The sequence below is a fragment of the Streptomyces sulphureus DSM 40104 genome (assembly GCF_000381025.1).
In the GTDB taxonomy this organism is placed as follows: Bacteria; Actinomycetota; Actinomycetes; order Streptomycetales; family Streptomycetaceae; genus Streptomyces; species Streptomyces sulphureus.
The window spans coordinates 175,324-188,318 of the sequence record NZ_KB905816.1 but is presented as its reverse complement, the minus strand read 5'-3'; the positions used below and the strand labels follow the sequence as shown (position 1 = coordinate 188,318).

The 12,995-nt window shown below is 74.2% G+C and carries 12 protein-coding genes; 7 read left to right on the top strand and 5 right to left on the bottom strand.

From position 1 onward, the window contains the following. Positions 1-136: 136 nt before the first annotated feature. The 4 genes from F603_RS0112700 to F603_RS0112685 all read left to right on the top strand — a co-directional run bounded on the left by F603_RS0112700 (position 137) and on the right by F603_RS0112685 (position 3,659). Positions 137-550 carry a DUF2795 domain-containing protein gene (locus F603_RS0112700; RefSeq protein WP_019546382.1) on the top strand — a complete coding sequence of 138 codons (414 nt, stop codon included), beginning with the start codon at positions 137-139 and terminating at the stop codon, positions 548-550. Positions 551-593: 43 nt separating this feature from the next. Further along, positions 594-1,250: a pyridoxine/pyridoxamine 5'-phosphate oxidase gene (locus tag F603_RS0112695; RefSeq protein ID WP_019546381.1), complete on the top strand. Its 657-nt coding sequence runs from the start codon at positions 594-596 to the stop codon at positions 1,248-1,250. A 235-nt stretch (positions 1,251-1,485) separates the two neighbouring features. Then, positions 1,486-2,679, top strand: coding sequence for a PQQ-dependent sugar dehydrogenase (locus tag F603_RS0112690; protein ID WP_019546380.1), 1,194 nt, complete (start codon positions 1,486-1,488; stop codon positions 2,677-2,679). Between the two features lie 194 nt (positions 2,680-2,873). Then, positions 2,874-3,659, top strand: a complete 786-nt coding sequence (locus F603_RS0112685) for a DUF998 domain-containing protein (protein ID WP_019546379.1) — start codon at positions 2,874-2,876, stop codon at positions 3,657-3,659. 19 nt (positions 3,660-3,678) lie between these two features. On the opposite strand, the gene F603_RS0112680 is transcribed toward F603_RS0112685, so the two are convergent. Both F603_RS0112680 and F603_RS0112675 read right to left on the bottom strand, forming a co-directional pair. Further along, entirely contained in the window at positions 3,679-5,283 is a 1,605-nt protein-coding gene (locus F603_RS0112680) for a thiamine pyrophosphate-dependent enzyme (RefSeq protein WP_019546378.1), read from the bottom strand. A gap of 47 nt (positions 5,284-5,330) precedes the next feature. Further along, positions 5,331-6,821: an MFS transporter gene (locus F603_RS0112675; RefSeq protein ID WP_019546377.1), complete on the bottom strand. Its 1,491-nt coding sequence runs from the start codon at positions 6,819-6,821 to the stop codon at positions 5,331-5,333. A 209-nt stretch (positions 6,822-7,030) separates the two neighbouring features. Between F603_RS0112675 and F603_RS0112670 the strand changes: the two genes are divergently transcribed. Beyond that, a complete protein-coding gene (locus F603_RS0112670) occupies positions 7,031-7,792 on the top strand; it encodes an IclR family transcriptional regulator (RefSeq protein WP_019546376.1) in 762 nt (253 codons plus the stop codon). Positions 7,793-7,799: 7 nt separating this feature from the next. On the opposite strand, the gene bla is transcribed toward F603_RS0112670, so the two are convergent. Continuing rightward, positions 7,800-8,711 carry a class A beta-lactamase gene (gene bla, locus F603_RS0112665; protein ID WP_019546375.1) on the bottom strand — a complete coding sequence of 304 codons (912 nt, stop codon included), beginning with the start codon at positions 8,709-8,711 and terminating at the stop codon, positions 7,800-7,802. A 137-nt stretch (positions 8,712-8,848) separates the two neighbouring features. Between bla and F603_RS0112660 the strand changes: the two genes are divergently transcribed. Further along, positions 8,849-9,802, top strand: coding sequence for a LysR family transcriptional regulator (locus F603_RS0112660; protein ID WP_078503669.1), 954 nt, complete (start codon positions 8,849-8,851; stop codon positions 9,800-9,802). Continuing rightward, positions 9,799-10,677 carry a serine hydrolase gene (locus tag F603_RS0112655; RefSeq protein WP_019546373.1) on the top strand — a complete coding sequence of 293 codons (879 nt, stop codon included), beginning with the start codon at positions 9,799-9,801 and terminating at the stop codon, positions 10,675-10,677. Before F603_RS0112660 ends, F603_RS0112655 begins: the two co-directional genes overlap by 4 nt. A 4-nt stretch (positions 10,678-10,681) precedes the next feature. Here the strand turns inward: F603_RS0112655 and F603_RS0112650 are convergent, their stop codons facing one another. After that, positions 10,682-12,610 carry a complex I subunit 5 family protein gene (locus tag F603_RS0112650; protein WP_019546372.1) on the bottom strand — a complete coding sequence of 643 codons (1,929 nt, stop codon included), beginning with the start codon at positions 12,608-12,610 and terminating at the stop codon, positions 10,682-10,684. Beyond that, positions 12,607-12,954, bottom strand: a complete 348-nt coding sequence (locus F603_RS0112645; protein WP_019546371.1) for a sodium:proton antiporter — start codon at positions 12,952-12,954, stop codon at positions 12,607-12,609. The genes F603_RS0112650 and F603_RS0112645 overlap by 4 nt, the downstream gene beginning before the upstream one ends. Positions 12,955-12,995 lie beyond the last annotated feature (41 nt).

Below are 12,995 nucleotides of genomic sequence, written 5' to 3'. Positions count from 1 at the left end.
CCGGGGAGCGACGCCCGCAGGAGCGGCCACGTTTGCACCGGACGCGGCGGGCAACCCGACGGGACGTGCCTCGACACGTGCAGCCCGTGACCGCCCGAGGTGCACGCGGGGTGCACGCGCGGAAAGGGAGGACGCCATGAGCGAGCAGGGCTCGGACAAGACCAGCCAGCTTCGCGACGACGAGTACAAGCGGGAGCTCCGCAACGAGATGCAGGCGAACCGCTCGACGCGGATGCAGGAGGGGGGCGAGCCGGAGCCCTCGGGCGAGGACCAGCCGGACGCTGACTACGTGCCCAACGCCCTCCGCACCGGCGGCGCGCCTCCCGGGATGACGCCCGAGGACGTCGCCCTCCGCTACGACCTCGCCCGCTTCCTCGGCACCGGCGCGTACCCGGCCGACCGCGAGCAGCTCCTCGGCACGCTCCGCGGCAACCACGCCCCCGACGCGCTGCTGGAGCTCGCCGCACAGCTACCCGTCGGGCGTACGTACCGCAACACCCAGGAGGTGGCGGAGGCGCTCGGCCTCGGCGTGGAGGAGCACCGCACCTGAGCCGCGTGTAGCCTTGCCAACCCGGCGAGGCGAGGGGGAGACCGTGACCGGACTGCGCGATGTCCTCCGCGCATTGCCCGTCTTCGAGGGCGAACTCCCCTCCTTCGACGCCTCGTCGGCGCCGGCTTCCCCGCTGGAACTCTTCACCGAGTGGCTCCACGCGGCAGTCGACGCCGGTGTCCCGGAGCCGCACGCCATGACGCTCGCCACGGCCGACGCCGAAGGCAGGCCGTCGAGCCGGGTGTTGATCCTCAAGGACGCCGACGAGGAGGGTTGGCAGTTCGCCACCTCGGCGCGCAGCCCCAAGGGCCGCGAGCTCGACGGCCGCCCCTTCGCGGCGCTCTCCTTCCACTGGCCCCGGCTCGCCCGGCAGGTGCGTCTGCGCGGCCCCGTGGCCTCCGCAGGCGCCGAGCGCAGTGCGGCGGACTTCCGCGCGCGCGGCGCCGACGCCCGCGCCGAGGCGCTGCTGGGCCGCCAGTCGCATGCCCTCATCTCGGAGGCCGAGCGCCGGGCTGCGCTCGCCGAGGCCCGCTCGCGGCTCGCCGCGGGCCCGGACCTCGTCGCCCCCGACTGGACCCTCTACGCCCTGCGCCCCGAGACGGTGGAGTTCTGGCAGGGCGACCGCGAACGCCACCACACCCGGCTCCTCTACCGCCGGAACACGGGCGGCAGTTGGGAGCGCGGGCTGCTCTGGGCGTAGTCCGCGGCTGCATGCCGCACCCCGCTCGGAGCCGTCCGCCGACCAAGCGAAACGCGCCGCGGACCGGCGGCGCGAGGCGTGTTCTCGCCCTGGTGCGACACGGCAGCAGCGACTAGCGTCCCCCGTCACGTCCGGTGTCGCAGGGGTGACCCGCCCTCACGTCGGCCCCCTTCCGCCACACCGCGACCTTCGCAGTGCACGTGTCATGAGAACGCACCCCCACCCTGGAGTCGCTATGCCACGGCACCATCGCACCGGCCGATCTCTGCTCACCCTCGGCGCGGCCGCGGCCCTCGTCGCCGCGGGCTTCACGGCGCAGGCCCAACAGGCCGCCGCGGACGTACCGTTGGACTCGCTGAACGCCACGGCGACGGAGGCCGCCTCGGGCCTCGATTTCCCGACGGCGCTCACGGGAGCCGGCGACGGCAGCGGAGACCTCCTCGTCACCGAGAAGAAGGGAACGGTCCGCAGCTACCACCCCGACACCGGACTCGCCGAGCAACCCCTCCTGGACATCAGCGACTTGGTCACCTCGGAGAGCAGCGAACGCGGCCTCCTCGGCGTCGCCACGGGCCCCGACTTCGCCGATACCCACGAGGTCTACGTCGCCTACACGGCCGTCGAGGACGGCGCCGTCACCCTCGCCAGGCACGGCCTCGACGACGACAGCCACGAGGTGCTGCTCCAGCACGAGCACCTCGCCGCCAACCACAACGGCGGCCAACTCGCCTTCGACAGCGAAGGGTTGCTCCACTGGGGCATCGGCGACGGCGGCATGGCCGGCGACCCGGACGACAACGCGCAGTCCACCGACACGCTCCTCGGCAAGATCCTGCGCATCGACCCCTCGCAGCAGTGCGGCGAGCAGCCGTACTGCGTCCCGGAGGACAACCCCTTCGTCGACGACTCGGAGGCCCGCTCGGAGATCTGGACGTACGGCCTGCGGAACCCGTGGAAGTTCTCCCTCGACACCGCCGACGACTCGCTGTGGATCGGCGACGTCGGGCAGAACGCCTGGGAGGAGGTCGACCACCTCGCCGCGGACCAGGCGGGAGCCAACCTCGGCTGGTCCTGCTACGAGGGCACCGAGGTCTACGACGAGACGCGCTGCCGCGACGGCGAGGAGTACGTCGATCCCGTCTTCACCTACGCCACCAACGAGGACGGTTGCGCCATCATCGGCGGCCACGTCTACCGCGGCGAGCAGTACGCGGACCTCGCCGACGGCGTCTACCTCGCCACGGACTACTGCTCGGCCACGGCCTTCGCCGTCCGCGAGACCTCCGAGGGGTACGAGAGCGCCACGATCGGCGAACTCCCCGAAGCCCCCACGGCGTTGGGCACGTCCGAGAAGGGCGAGCAGTACGTCGTCACCGAGTCAGGCGGGCTCTACGCCGTCGGCTTCGAAGAGGCCGGCACCGAAGGCTGAACCGCCGCCCCGCCACCGCACGGCCGGGCGGCGGGGATCGCGCGGTGGTGCTCGCACCACCGTGCGGCGTCCGGCCCCACCCTTAAGGGTGGGGCCGGCACCAGCTCCACAAGGCATGGTCACACCATCGCAGCGGGCACCCCGGCCGGCGGAGAGTGGAAGCCTCGACGATGCTTCCACCAGGGGGAGAGCCCATGAGCGACGGTTCCGAACCGCGCCCTTCCGCACACCCGTGCCCGGACCCGCGGGCGGCACAGGGCCCGACGCGTCTCGCGCTCGCCGCGCCCGTCGCGGCGCTGCTCCTGATGGGCGCGCTCCACCTGCACCCCGGGTACTCGCCGCTCCACGACGTCCTCAGCAGCTACGCGCTCAGCCCGGTCACGGCCGGCTTCTTCACGGCCGCCGTCCTCGCCATGGCGGTCGCCGTCGGAGCACTCGGCGCCTCGCTGGGGCGGCTGCTGCCGGCGGCGCGCACGCCGCTCCTGCGCGCCGCGCTCGCGGTGAGCGTCGCCGCCTTCGCCGCCACCGCGCTCTTCCCCACCGACCCCGAAACCCCGCACACGGCAACGGGGTTCATCCACAGGTACGCGGCCGGTACCGCTTTCGCGGCGCTCGCGGTGGCCGGGTCGCTGCTCGCGCGGCGGCTGCGCGGGACGGACGGGTGGGAGCGGACCGGGCGGCGCCTCACCGGGTGGGCGGTCGTCACGTGGTGGGGCATCGCGGTCTTCGCCGTCGCTCACGTACGGGTGCTCTGGCCCGCCTCGGCGGCGGCCGACATGCTCTCCTGGTTCCCGGAGCGCGGCATCGTCCAGCGCCTCCTCCTCTGCGCGCAGATCGCCCTGCTCCTCGCCGTCGCCCGGCCGCTGCACGCGGCGGCGCGGACGGCCGCCCGGCCGATTTCGCCGGGCGTGCCCCAACCGGTCGTCACCCGCGTCGAGTTGGAGGGCGTCGAGGCCGGACGTCCTCTGACGCCCGCATAGCGGCCCGCGGGGCCGGTCGTCAGGGCCGGAAATCCCGCTCCACCCCGACGGCGACCTCCAGTACCAACGGGCCCTCCCGCCCCGCGAGTCCGGGCACGGTAGCGTCCAACTCGCGCTCCAGGGCGCCGTGTTGCTCGACGCGGCGGGCCTCGCACCCCAGCGAGCGGGCGAGCCCGGCGACGTCCACCCCGCGGAGCGAGGGCCACGGCGGCTCGCCCCCCTCGCGCTCGGCGAGCCGGTCGAGCACCCGGTAGCCGCCGTTGGCGAAGACGACGACGAGGACGCCGACCCCGTAGTGCGCGGCGGTCCACAGTGCCTGGATCTGGTAGAGCGAGGAGCCGTCCCCGACCACGGCGACGACGGGACGCCGCGGTGCCCCCATCCGCACGCCGACTGCGGCGGGAAGTGCGAAGCCCAGGCCGCCCATCGCCGCGCTGAGGAAGCCGAGCGGGGCGCGCGCCGGTACGCGTGCGTGGAGTTCGGGGCGATCGGAAGGGGCCTCCTCGACGAGCACCGTCTCCGCAGGCAGCCGCTCCGCCAGCGCCGCGAGCACATGCCGGGCGTGCAGCGGGCACCCGTCGCGGGGCGGCGGTGGCGGCGCGGGGCGTGCGGCCGTACGCGGCAACGGGCGGCCCGCACGCGCCGGGAGTGCGGCGGCGAGCGCGGCGGTGAACTCCGCGAGCGGGGCGAGGTAGGCGAGTGCGGCGGGGGAGCGTCGCGCCTCGGCCAAGTCGTCCGTGACGAGGGCCAGTCGCGTTCCGGGCGGCGCCAACGCGCCTTCCTCGTAGGGGTATTGGCGGACCACCGGAGCACCCACCGCGACGACGAGGTCGTACGCGGCGAGCACCTCGCGCAGCCGGCCGCGGTCGGCGGGGAGGTGCCCGGCGAAGCACGGGTGGTCCTGCGGGAACCCGGCGCGGGCGCCGAACGGCTCCTGGACGACGGGGCATCCGAGCCGCTCCGCCACCTCGACGAGCGCCGCCCACGTCTCGGAGCGGTCCGCGCCCGCGCCCACGAGCAGCGCGGGCGAGTGCGCACGTGCGAGCATCGCCGCCAACTCGGCGGCGGCCGACGCGTCCGCGCCGACGGCGGTGCGCAGCACGGCGGGGGAGGGGAGCGGCAGCTCCTCGGCGGGCTCCGCCCAGTCGCCTGAGGGCACGACGACGAGCGCGGGACCCCGCCCGACGCGCGCCGTGTGCGCGGCGCGCGCGAGCGCCCCCGGCACGTCCTGCGCCCGCGGCGGAGTCTCCGTGCTCAGCGGGTACTCACCCGCGAGACCCTCCAACTTCCCCGCGAGGAACGGCTCCTGGGCGAGGTGCCGCCGGTCCTGCTGTCCCACGACGGCGACGACGGGCGCCCGGTTGACCCGCGCCGTGGCGAGCGCCCCCACCGCGTTGCCGAGCCCTGCCGTCGTGTGCAGCAGCGCGAGCGCCGGCTCGTCCCGCACGAGGGCCCAGCCGGTGGCGGCGCCCACCACGGAGCCCTCGTGGAGCGCCAGTACGAGCTGCAGGTCGGGCGGGAGGTCCGTGAGGAGCGGTACCTCGGTCGAGCCCGGGTTGCCGAAGAGCGTGGTCATGCCGTGCTGCCGCAGGACGTCGAAGGCGGCGTCGCGAACGCTGCGCAAGGGTGCTCTCCTCGGTCGTCGTCGGGTGCCCGCTCGGCGGGACTCGGTCAGGCGGCCCCCTCCACGGGGGCGCTGCTCGGGTGGGGGCGGTGCGCGCGGACGAAGCCGAGCAGGCAGAAGCAGCCGGCGACGAGCCCCGCGTCCAGCCACAGCGCGGTGGACCAGTTCCCGGTCGCGTCCCGCAGGGCTCCGCCGACGGCGGGCGCGAGGACGGCGCCCGTCTCGCCGATGAGGTTCTCCATGCCGAAGGCGGAGCCCCGCAGCCGCGGCGTCGCCAGTTCCGCGGTCCAGGCGTGGCCGACGGGCTGGAGTGCGTTGAAGAAGAGGCTCGCGAAGAAGAGGAGCAGCCCCATCACCCACAGGGACGGTGCGGACGCGACCGTGACGTACCAGGCGAACGCCACGGTGAGCACGGCCTGGGAGCCGGTGCAGGCGAGCATCACGGTCTTGCGCGTCCAACCGAGGCGCAGCGTGCGGTCGGAGAGCCAACCGCCGACGGGGAAGCCGAGGATTCCGGCGCCGGCGTTGAACCCCGCGGTGAGCGCGGCGCTCATGAACGAGGAGTGCGCGGCCCCCGTCACGATCGAGACCGACCAGAAGCTGAAGAACCACAGGTTCCACAGGATCGCGATGTTGGCGAGGTAGAGCAGGAAGAGGTCCCGGTTGTACAGGACGGGCCGCAGTTCGGTCCCCTTCCGCACCAGCACCGCGAGGACGAGCACCACGGCCAGCGCCACCTCGAGCAGCGCGATCCACAGGTCGTTCAGCCCCGCGCGCTCCCCGAGCAGGTAGACGGCCATGATCAGCGCCAGCGAGACCGCGCTGATACCGCCGAGCCGCAGCGTCGCGCCGCCCAGCGCGGCCCAGCGCAGGTGCGCCCGGAACCGCACCGCGAGCAGCGCGGCGGCCGCGAGGGTGGCGGTCCCCAGCACCCAGAAGGCCATCCGCCACGCCTCCTCGTCGGCGAGCACCTGCTTCCCGAGGCTGACGAAGTGCGGCGTGAAGACGGTGGCGATCGTGATCCCGAAGGCGAGCCCGGTGATCACCACGCCCATACCCAGGCTGCGTTCGCGTTCGGGCGTGACGGTCACCACGAGCGTCCGGTCGTTGGAGAAGAATGCGCCCTCGCCGAGCCCGGTGACGACTCGCAGCACGATGAAGGCGACGAGTCCGCCCACGAACCCGGTGAGCAGCGTCGTGACGCCCGCCCAGACGAGGCTGACGACGATGAGCGTGTGGTGCCCGAACCGGTCGCCGAGGTAGCCGCCGGGGAACTGCGTGAGCATGTAGCCGGCGAAGAAGAGGCCGCCCACGAGGCCGCCCAGCGCGTGCGGATGCTCGGCCTCGGCGAGGAAGCCGACGTCGTTGTTGATCATCCAGGTGACGACGGGCCCGGTCACGGCCCGGTCCGCGGCGCTCACCGTCCACCCGAGGAGCAGCAGTAGCCAGACCGTGCGCCACGGCTTGCCACGGCGTCCTTCGGCGGCGGGGGCGGTTCCGGAAGCGGGGCGCGGGGCGCCTGCTGGCACGTCCTGCATGGCGGTCTCCGGTCGAGCGGCTGGTGGTCGCGTGGAGCGGTCCGTGCATCACTGCGGACGGCGCGCGCCCGCCGTACGTCTGCGCCGCTGCCGGGAAACGGCGTCCCGGAGGACGGAAAGCGGCCCCGTAGTGCGGGAGTTGCGTCGACGCTGCGAAGACTCAAGCAGAACCGGTCATGGGCCGGAACGCCTTCGCTACGGTTTCTGCCATGCGGAACAAGGGAGTTGACGCCTACGGTTCCCGATCCGTCGCCAACGCCCTGCACGCGCTGGTGCTGTTGAGCGCACGCCGGCCCGTGCGCCTCACCGACGTCGGCGCACACCTCGGCGTCGCGCCCTCCACGGCGCACCGGCTCCTCGCGACGCTCCGGGCGCACGGCTTCGCCGAACAGGAGCCGGGAGGCCGCCGCTACCGCGCAGGGCCCGCCCTCCTCGCCCTCGCCCGCGGCGAGTTCGACGAGCGAAGCCTGCTCCGCGCCGCCCGCCCCGAGCTCGACCGGCTGCGCGACGAGAGCGGCGAGACCGCCAACCTCGTGACGCTCGACGGGCCCGACGCCTTCTTCCTCGACGGCGCCGAGGCCCGCCACACCCTCCGCGTCGCCCCCCGCACCGGCGACCACGTCCCGGCCTACGGCACGGCAGGCGGCAAGGTGCTCCTCGCCCAACTCCCCGCCGAGGTGGTACGGATGCGCTACCCGGACGGCCTGCGCCCCCTCACCCCGCTCACCCGCGCCGACCTGCCGGCGCTCCTGCGGGACCTCGCCGCCTGCCGTCGCACGGGCCACGCACTCAACCTCGGCGAGAGCGTCCTCGACGTCCACGCCGTCGCCGTCGCCGTGCCCGCCCCCGACGGCCCGTCGACGGCCTCCCTCACGGTCTCCGCCCCCTCCACCCGTCTCACCCGCACCCGGGCCCTCGCCCTCGTACCGCTGCTCAGGGAGCGCGCCTCGGCGCTCGCCGCCCGGCTGTGACCGGCGCCTACGCCAGTGCTTCCAGGGCGACTTCGGCCGCGTCGGCAACGAGCGCGTCGTCGTGCTCCGCGTTCTTCGTGTCGCGCTTGGAGAGGATGGCGAGGACGATCGGGTCGCTCTTCGGCGGCCAGACGACGGCGATGTCGTTGCGGGTGCCGTACCCACCGTTGCCGGTCTTGTCGCCGACCTTCCAGCCCTTGGGCGCACCGGCGCGGATGAGGTCGTCCCCCGTGGTGTTGCGCTTGAGCCAGTCGGTGAGCATCGCCCGCTTCTTCGCCGGCAGCGCGTCCTGGACCGCGTACGTGCGCAGGCTGCCGGCGAGCGCACGGGGCGTGCTGGTGTCCCGCACGTCGCCGGGTTCGGCGGCGCTCAGCTCGGTCTCGTACCTGTCGGTGTGGGTGACGCGGTCGCCGCTCGCCCGCAGCGCCTTCTGGAGCTCGGCGGGCCCGCCGAGGTGCCGGATGAGGAGGTTGGCGGCACCGTTGTCGCTGTGGCGGACGGCGGCGTCGCACAGTTCGCGCAGCGTCATACCGTCCGAGGCGTGCCGCTCGGTGATCGGCGAGTACTCGGGAAGGTCCTTCTCGGTGTACTCCACGCGCTCGTCCAGGCCGGCGGCCGACGTCTGCTCCAGGACGACGCCGGCGAGCAGCGCCTTGAAGGTGGAGGCGTGGGCGAACCGCGTGTCGGGGCGGTGGGCGATCTCCTTTCCGCTCCCCGTGTCGAGCGCGTAGACGCCCAACTTCGCGTCGAACTTGCGCTCCAACGCGGCGAATTCACGCGTCGTCTGCTGGCCGGCGGTCGCGGACGCGCTGGGCGGCGCGTCGTTCCCGGTGGCTTCGGTACCGCACCCCGCGAGGGGGAGCGCAAGCAGCGGGACGAGAGCGGCCAGTGCCGCGCGGCGGGGAAGAGAGGGAGCCATCGTGCAGCCTTTCGTGGACGGTCGGGCCTCGGCGCCCGTGGACGGGGCGCACGGAGAGAGAAGAGCAGGAAGGCGGCCGTCACGTCCAAGACCGATATGGGAAGCACATTGATAAGACTCCGATATGGTTGCTGGTCGTGGACTTGATACGGCACCTGAGATGCTTCGTGGCTGTTGCAGAGGAGTCACACTTCGGCCGTGCCGCCGAGCGTCTCGGCATGGCGCAGCCGCCTCTGTCGCAGCGGATACAGCGGCTGGAGCGGGAGTGGGGCGTCCGCCTCTTCGAGCGCACAAGCCGCCGCGTCTCGATCACCAAGGGCGGCACGCTCCTTCTGGAGGAGGCGCGTCAACTCCTCGCACAGACCGAGGCCTTGACGGCCACGGCGAGGCGCCTCAGCGACGGCCGCAGCGGCCTCCTGCGCGCCGCCCTCCCGCCCGACATCGCGGGCGAGACGATCGCGGTGCTCCTCGACGGCCTCCGGGAGCGCACCCCCGACGTCGAGTTGGAGCTGCACGAGCTGTCCACGGCCGAGCAGCTCCTCCGTCTCGCCTCGCACGAGCTGGACGTCGCCGTCCTCCACCACCCCTGCGATGTCGCCGGCTTGGAGCTCGCCCCCGTCCTCCGCCACGAACTCGGCGTCGTGCTGCCCCGCGACGCCCCGACGGCCGACCTGGAGACGGTCCCGCTCGCGGCGCTCTCCGGGCACGACCTCATCCTCTTCCCCCGCGCCCTCGCGCCGGCCGTCCACGACGAGATCCTCACCACCTGTGCCCGCCACGGCTACACCCCGCCCGCCGTCCGCAACGGCCACGGTCCCAGTTTCACCCGCGGGCTCCTCCTCTCCTCCCGCGCCGTCGCCTTCGCACCGCTCGGTGCGCACCCGGGCCGCGACCCGGACCTGACGTGGCGCCCGCTCACCGGAGCTCCGCTCGCCTGGCGCCACTCGGCGGCCTGGCCGCGGGGGAGGGGCGACGCCGCCGTACGCGCCTTCGCCGAGACCGTCACCGAAGCCCTCGGCCGCACGGCGGCCGGACCCGACCTGCCCGCCGGGCCGCTCCACCTGCGCCCGTCGTCCGAGTACTGGATATGACCACGAACCCGCACCGCACCCGCATCGAAGCCGCCTTCGCCGAGGCCGGCGTCACCGGTTGGCTGCACGCGCGCGACATCGACTCCGGCGCCCAAGTCGACGCCGGGGCCGACCACTCCGTCGTCACCGCGAGTGTCCACAAGCTCCCCCTGCTCGTCGCGCTCCACCGGGAGGCCGAGGCCGGCCGCCTCGACCTCACCGAGCGGACGCACTGCCCGCCGACCGGCCGCACCCCTGGGCCCACCGGCCTCGCCGCCATGCTCGACGAAGCCGTCCTCTCCCTGCGCGACGCCGCCTACTTGATGGTCTCCGTCAGCGACAACACGGCAGCCGACCTCCTCCTGGAGCGGGTCGGCCTCGACAGCGTCAACGCGGCCACGCGCGAGCTGGGCCTCACCCGCACCCGCGCCCTCCACACCTTCGCTGAGTTCCTCGCCGCCCTCCGCGCCGACGTCGGCCCCGAAGGACCGAGCGCCCTCGCCGACCCGCAGGTCGTCGCACGGCTCCGCGCGCTCGACCCCCGGCGCAGCAACCACAGCACGCCCAGGGACATGACGCGCCTCCTCGCCTCCGTCTGGCGGGACGAGGCGGCGAACCCCGCACACTGCGCGGCGATGCGCCGGCTCCTCGGGCTCCAGGTGTGGCCGCACCGGATGGCGTCGGGGTTCCCCTTCGACGACGTCCATGTCGCGGGGAAGACGGGGAGCGCGCCGACGCTGCGCAACGAGGTCGGCGTCGTCGAGTACCCCGACGGCGGGCGGTACGCGGTCGCCGTCTTCACCCGCGCGGGCAGCCCGGCCGCCGCCCTGCCCGCCGCCGACGCCGTCATCGGGACGGCCGCCCGCCTCGCCGTCGAGGCGCTGCGGTCCCGCTAGCGCCTCACCGCAGCAGCAGCCCGAGCAGCGCCATGCCGGCGACGGTGCAGGCGACGTAGTCGCCGACGTGTCCCGAGTGGAGGCGGCGGAGCGGCCGGGCCCATGCGGCGCGGCGGGTGCCCGCGGTGATCCGCGGCGCGGTGCGCGCGAGCACGAGCGCGAGGAGCGTCGCCAGAAGGTCCAGCAGGACGCCGCTCACCTTCCAGTTCGGCGCCGTGGACGCGGGCGGCGTCTCCGGGGAGCCGAACACCGCGGCGATGTAGGCGGAGTGGTCCGAGAGCCCGTCGGCGGCGTGGGCCAGGTGCGGCCAGAGCGCGGGAACGCACCCGACGGCGAGCCCACCGGCGAGGAGCGCGGTGGTGGCGACCAGCATGCTGTCGGGTGCGCGGGTCACGGGCCCCGCCGTCTCGGGCTCCTCGCCGGAACCGGTCGTCTCCGGCTCTCCCTCCTGTTCGGGCCCGGGCGCGGTGTCGTGTTCGTCCGAGGTGCCGGACTCGCCCGCTCCCCGACCTCCGGTTGCGGCCGACCGATGCTCGGTACGCGGGCCGCGCGCCGCGGCCCGCGGGAAGTGCGGTGGCCCTGCGGGCGGTTCACCGGCGCCGAGGAAGACGCCCGCCGCCGTCCGCAGCACCGCGGCGCCCGTGACCGCGGAGACGGCGACGAAGAGCACCGTCGCGCCCGGCCCCGCCGCCTCCTCGCAGAGCGCCTTGCCGAGCGCGGTGCCGAACGGGGGCAGCCCGGCGAGCGCCAACCCGCCGACCGCGAAGAGCACACCGACGAACCGCAGTTCGCGCCCCCGCCCGTGCAGCTCCCGCTCGTCGACGCTGCCGAACCGGTCGAGGAGGACGCCCACGCACCCGAAGAGCGCGGCCTTCACCCCGGCGTGCGCGACGAGGTAGACGCCGACGCCCGTGGCCGCCTCCGGCGTGAGCGCGGAGAGCGCGGTGAGGAAGAGCCCGGTGTGCGCGATCGTGGAGAAGGCGAGGAGGCGCTTCAGGTGCCGCTGCTGCCAGCACATCACGGCTCCGAGGACGGCCGTCAACACGCCCTGCACCAGCAGCACCCGGTGCGCGTCCGCGGCGGGCACACCGCCGGGACCTGCGAACGTCGCCCAGTACAGCCGGGCGATCCCGTAGACACCGAGCTCCACCATGACCCCGGACAGCAGCATGCACACCGGCGTCGGCGCGACGGAGTGCGCGTCGGGCAGCCAGAAGTGGAAGGGCACGGCCGCCGCCTTGACGAGCAGCCCCGTCGCGACGAGCGCGAACCCGGTGGTGACGAGCGCGTCGCCGCCGCCGGCCGCCGCGTCGAGAGCGGCGCCGATCTGCGCGAACCCGAGCTCGCCCGTGCGGGCGTAGAGGAGGCCGATCCCCAGCAGAGTGGCGTACCCGCCGAGGGAGTTGACGAAGCCGAAGGTGAGCGCGCCCTGGACCGCGCGGGCCTCCTCGACGCGGTAGCCGGTGAGTGCGTACGCGATGACGCCCATCAGCTCGAAGAAGACGAACGCGTTGAAGAGGTCCCCCGTGAGCACGAATCCGCACATGCCTGCTTGGAAGAGCAGCAGCAGCGCGGGGAAGGCGCCGGCCTGCCCCGGCGGGGGTTCGTCGAAGAACCTCCGCGAGTACACGAGCGCAGCGGTGACGAGCGCCGAGATCAGCGCGGCGAGTCCGAGCCCGGCGCCGTCGCCGACGAGCACGATGCCGACCCCAGAGCCGCCCTCGGGACGCCAGCCGGCGACCCACTCGACGGGCCCCGTGGCGCCGCGCACGCCCACGAGTTGGGCCACGGCGAGCGCGCCCGTCCCGCCGGAGACGAAGAGCCCGAACACGTCGGCCGTGTACCGCGGCAGCCAGCGCCCCGCACCGACGAGCAGCGCGGCCCCCAGCAGCGGGACGGCGACGAGCAGCGGCAGGATCCGCTCGGCCGTCACCCGCGCAACTCCCGCAGCTCGTCGGGGTCGACGGTGCCGTGCCGCTTGGCGATCTGCACGACGAGCGCGAGCAGCAGCGCCGTCACCGTCGCGCCCACGACGACGTCGGTGAGGGTGAGCGCCTGCACCACCGGGTCGACGACGGGGCGTGCGCCGGGCGGCACGTCGGAGAAGACGGGCGCCGTGCCGCCGCTGCGGTAGCCGACCGCGAGCAGCAGCACGTACGTCGAGGACTGGCAGACCGCCAGGGCGCCCACCGCGTGGATCAGGTTGCGGCTGGTGGCGAGGGCGTAGCAGCCGACGAGGAAGAGCCAGCCGGCGCAGAGGAAGGGGAGGAGGTTCACGGTGCGGGTCTCTCGGTGGTCAACGGGCGCTGTGTGTACGG

Bases quoted from the DNA above. Each gene is read 5' to 3' on its own strand.
- bla (WP_019546375.1), bottom strand. From the start codon at position 8,711: ATGGCTCCCTCTCTTCCCCGCCGCGCGGCACTGGCCGCTCTCGTCCCG.
- F603_RS0112670 (WP_019546376.1), top strand. From the start codon at position 7,031: ATGCGGAACAAGGGAGTTGACGCCTACGGTTCCCGATCCGTCGCCAAC.
- F603_RS0112685 (WP_019546379.1), top strand. From the start codon at position 2,874: ATGAGCGACGGTTCCGAACCGCGCCCTTCCGCACACCCGTGCCCGGAC.
- F603_RS0112675 (WP_019546377.1), bottom strand. From the start codon at position 6,821: ATGCAGGACGTGCCAGCAGGCGCCCCGCGCCCCGCTTCCGGAACCGCC.
- F603_RS0112700 (WP_019546382.1), top strand. From the start codon at position 137: ATGAGCGAGCAGGGCTCGGACAAGACCAGCCAGCTTCGCGACGACGAG.
- F603_RS0112655 (WP_019546373.1), top strand. From the start codon at position 9,799: ATGACCACGAACCCGCACCGCACCCGCATCGAAGCCGCCTTCGCCGAG.
- F603_RS0112690 (WP_019546380.1), top strand. From the start codon at position 1,486: ATGCCACGGCACCATCGCACCGGCCGATCTCTGCTCACCCTCGGCGCG.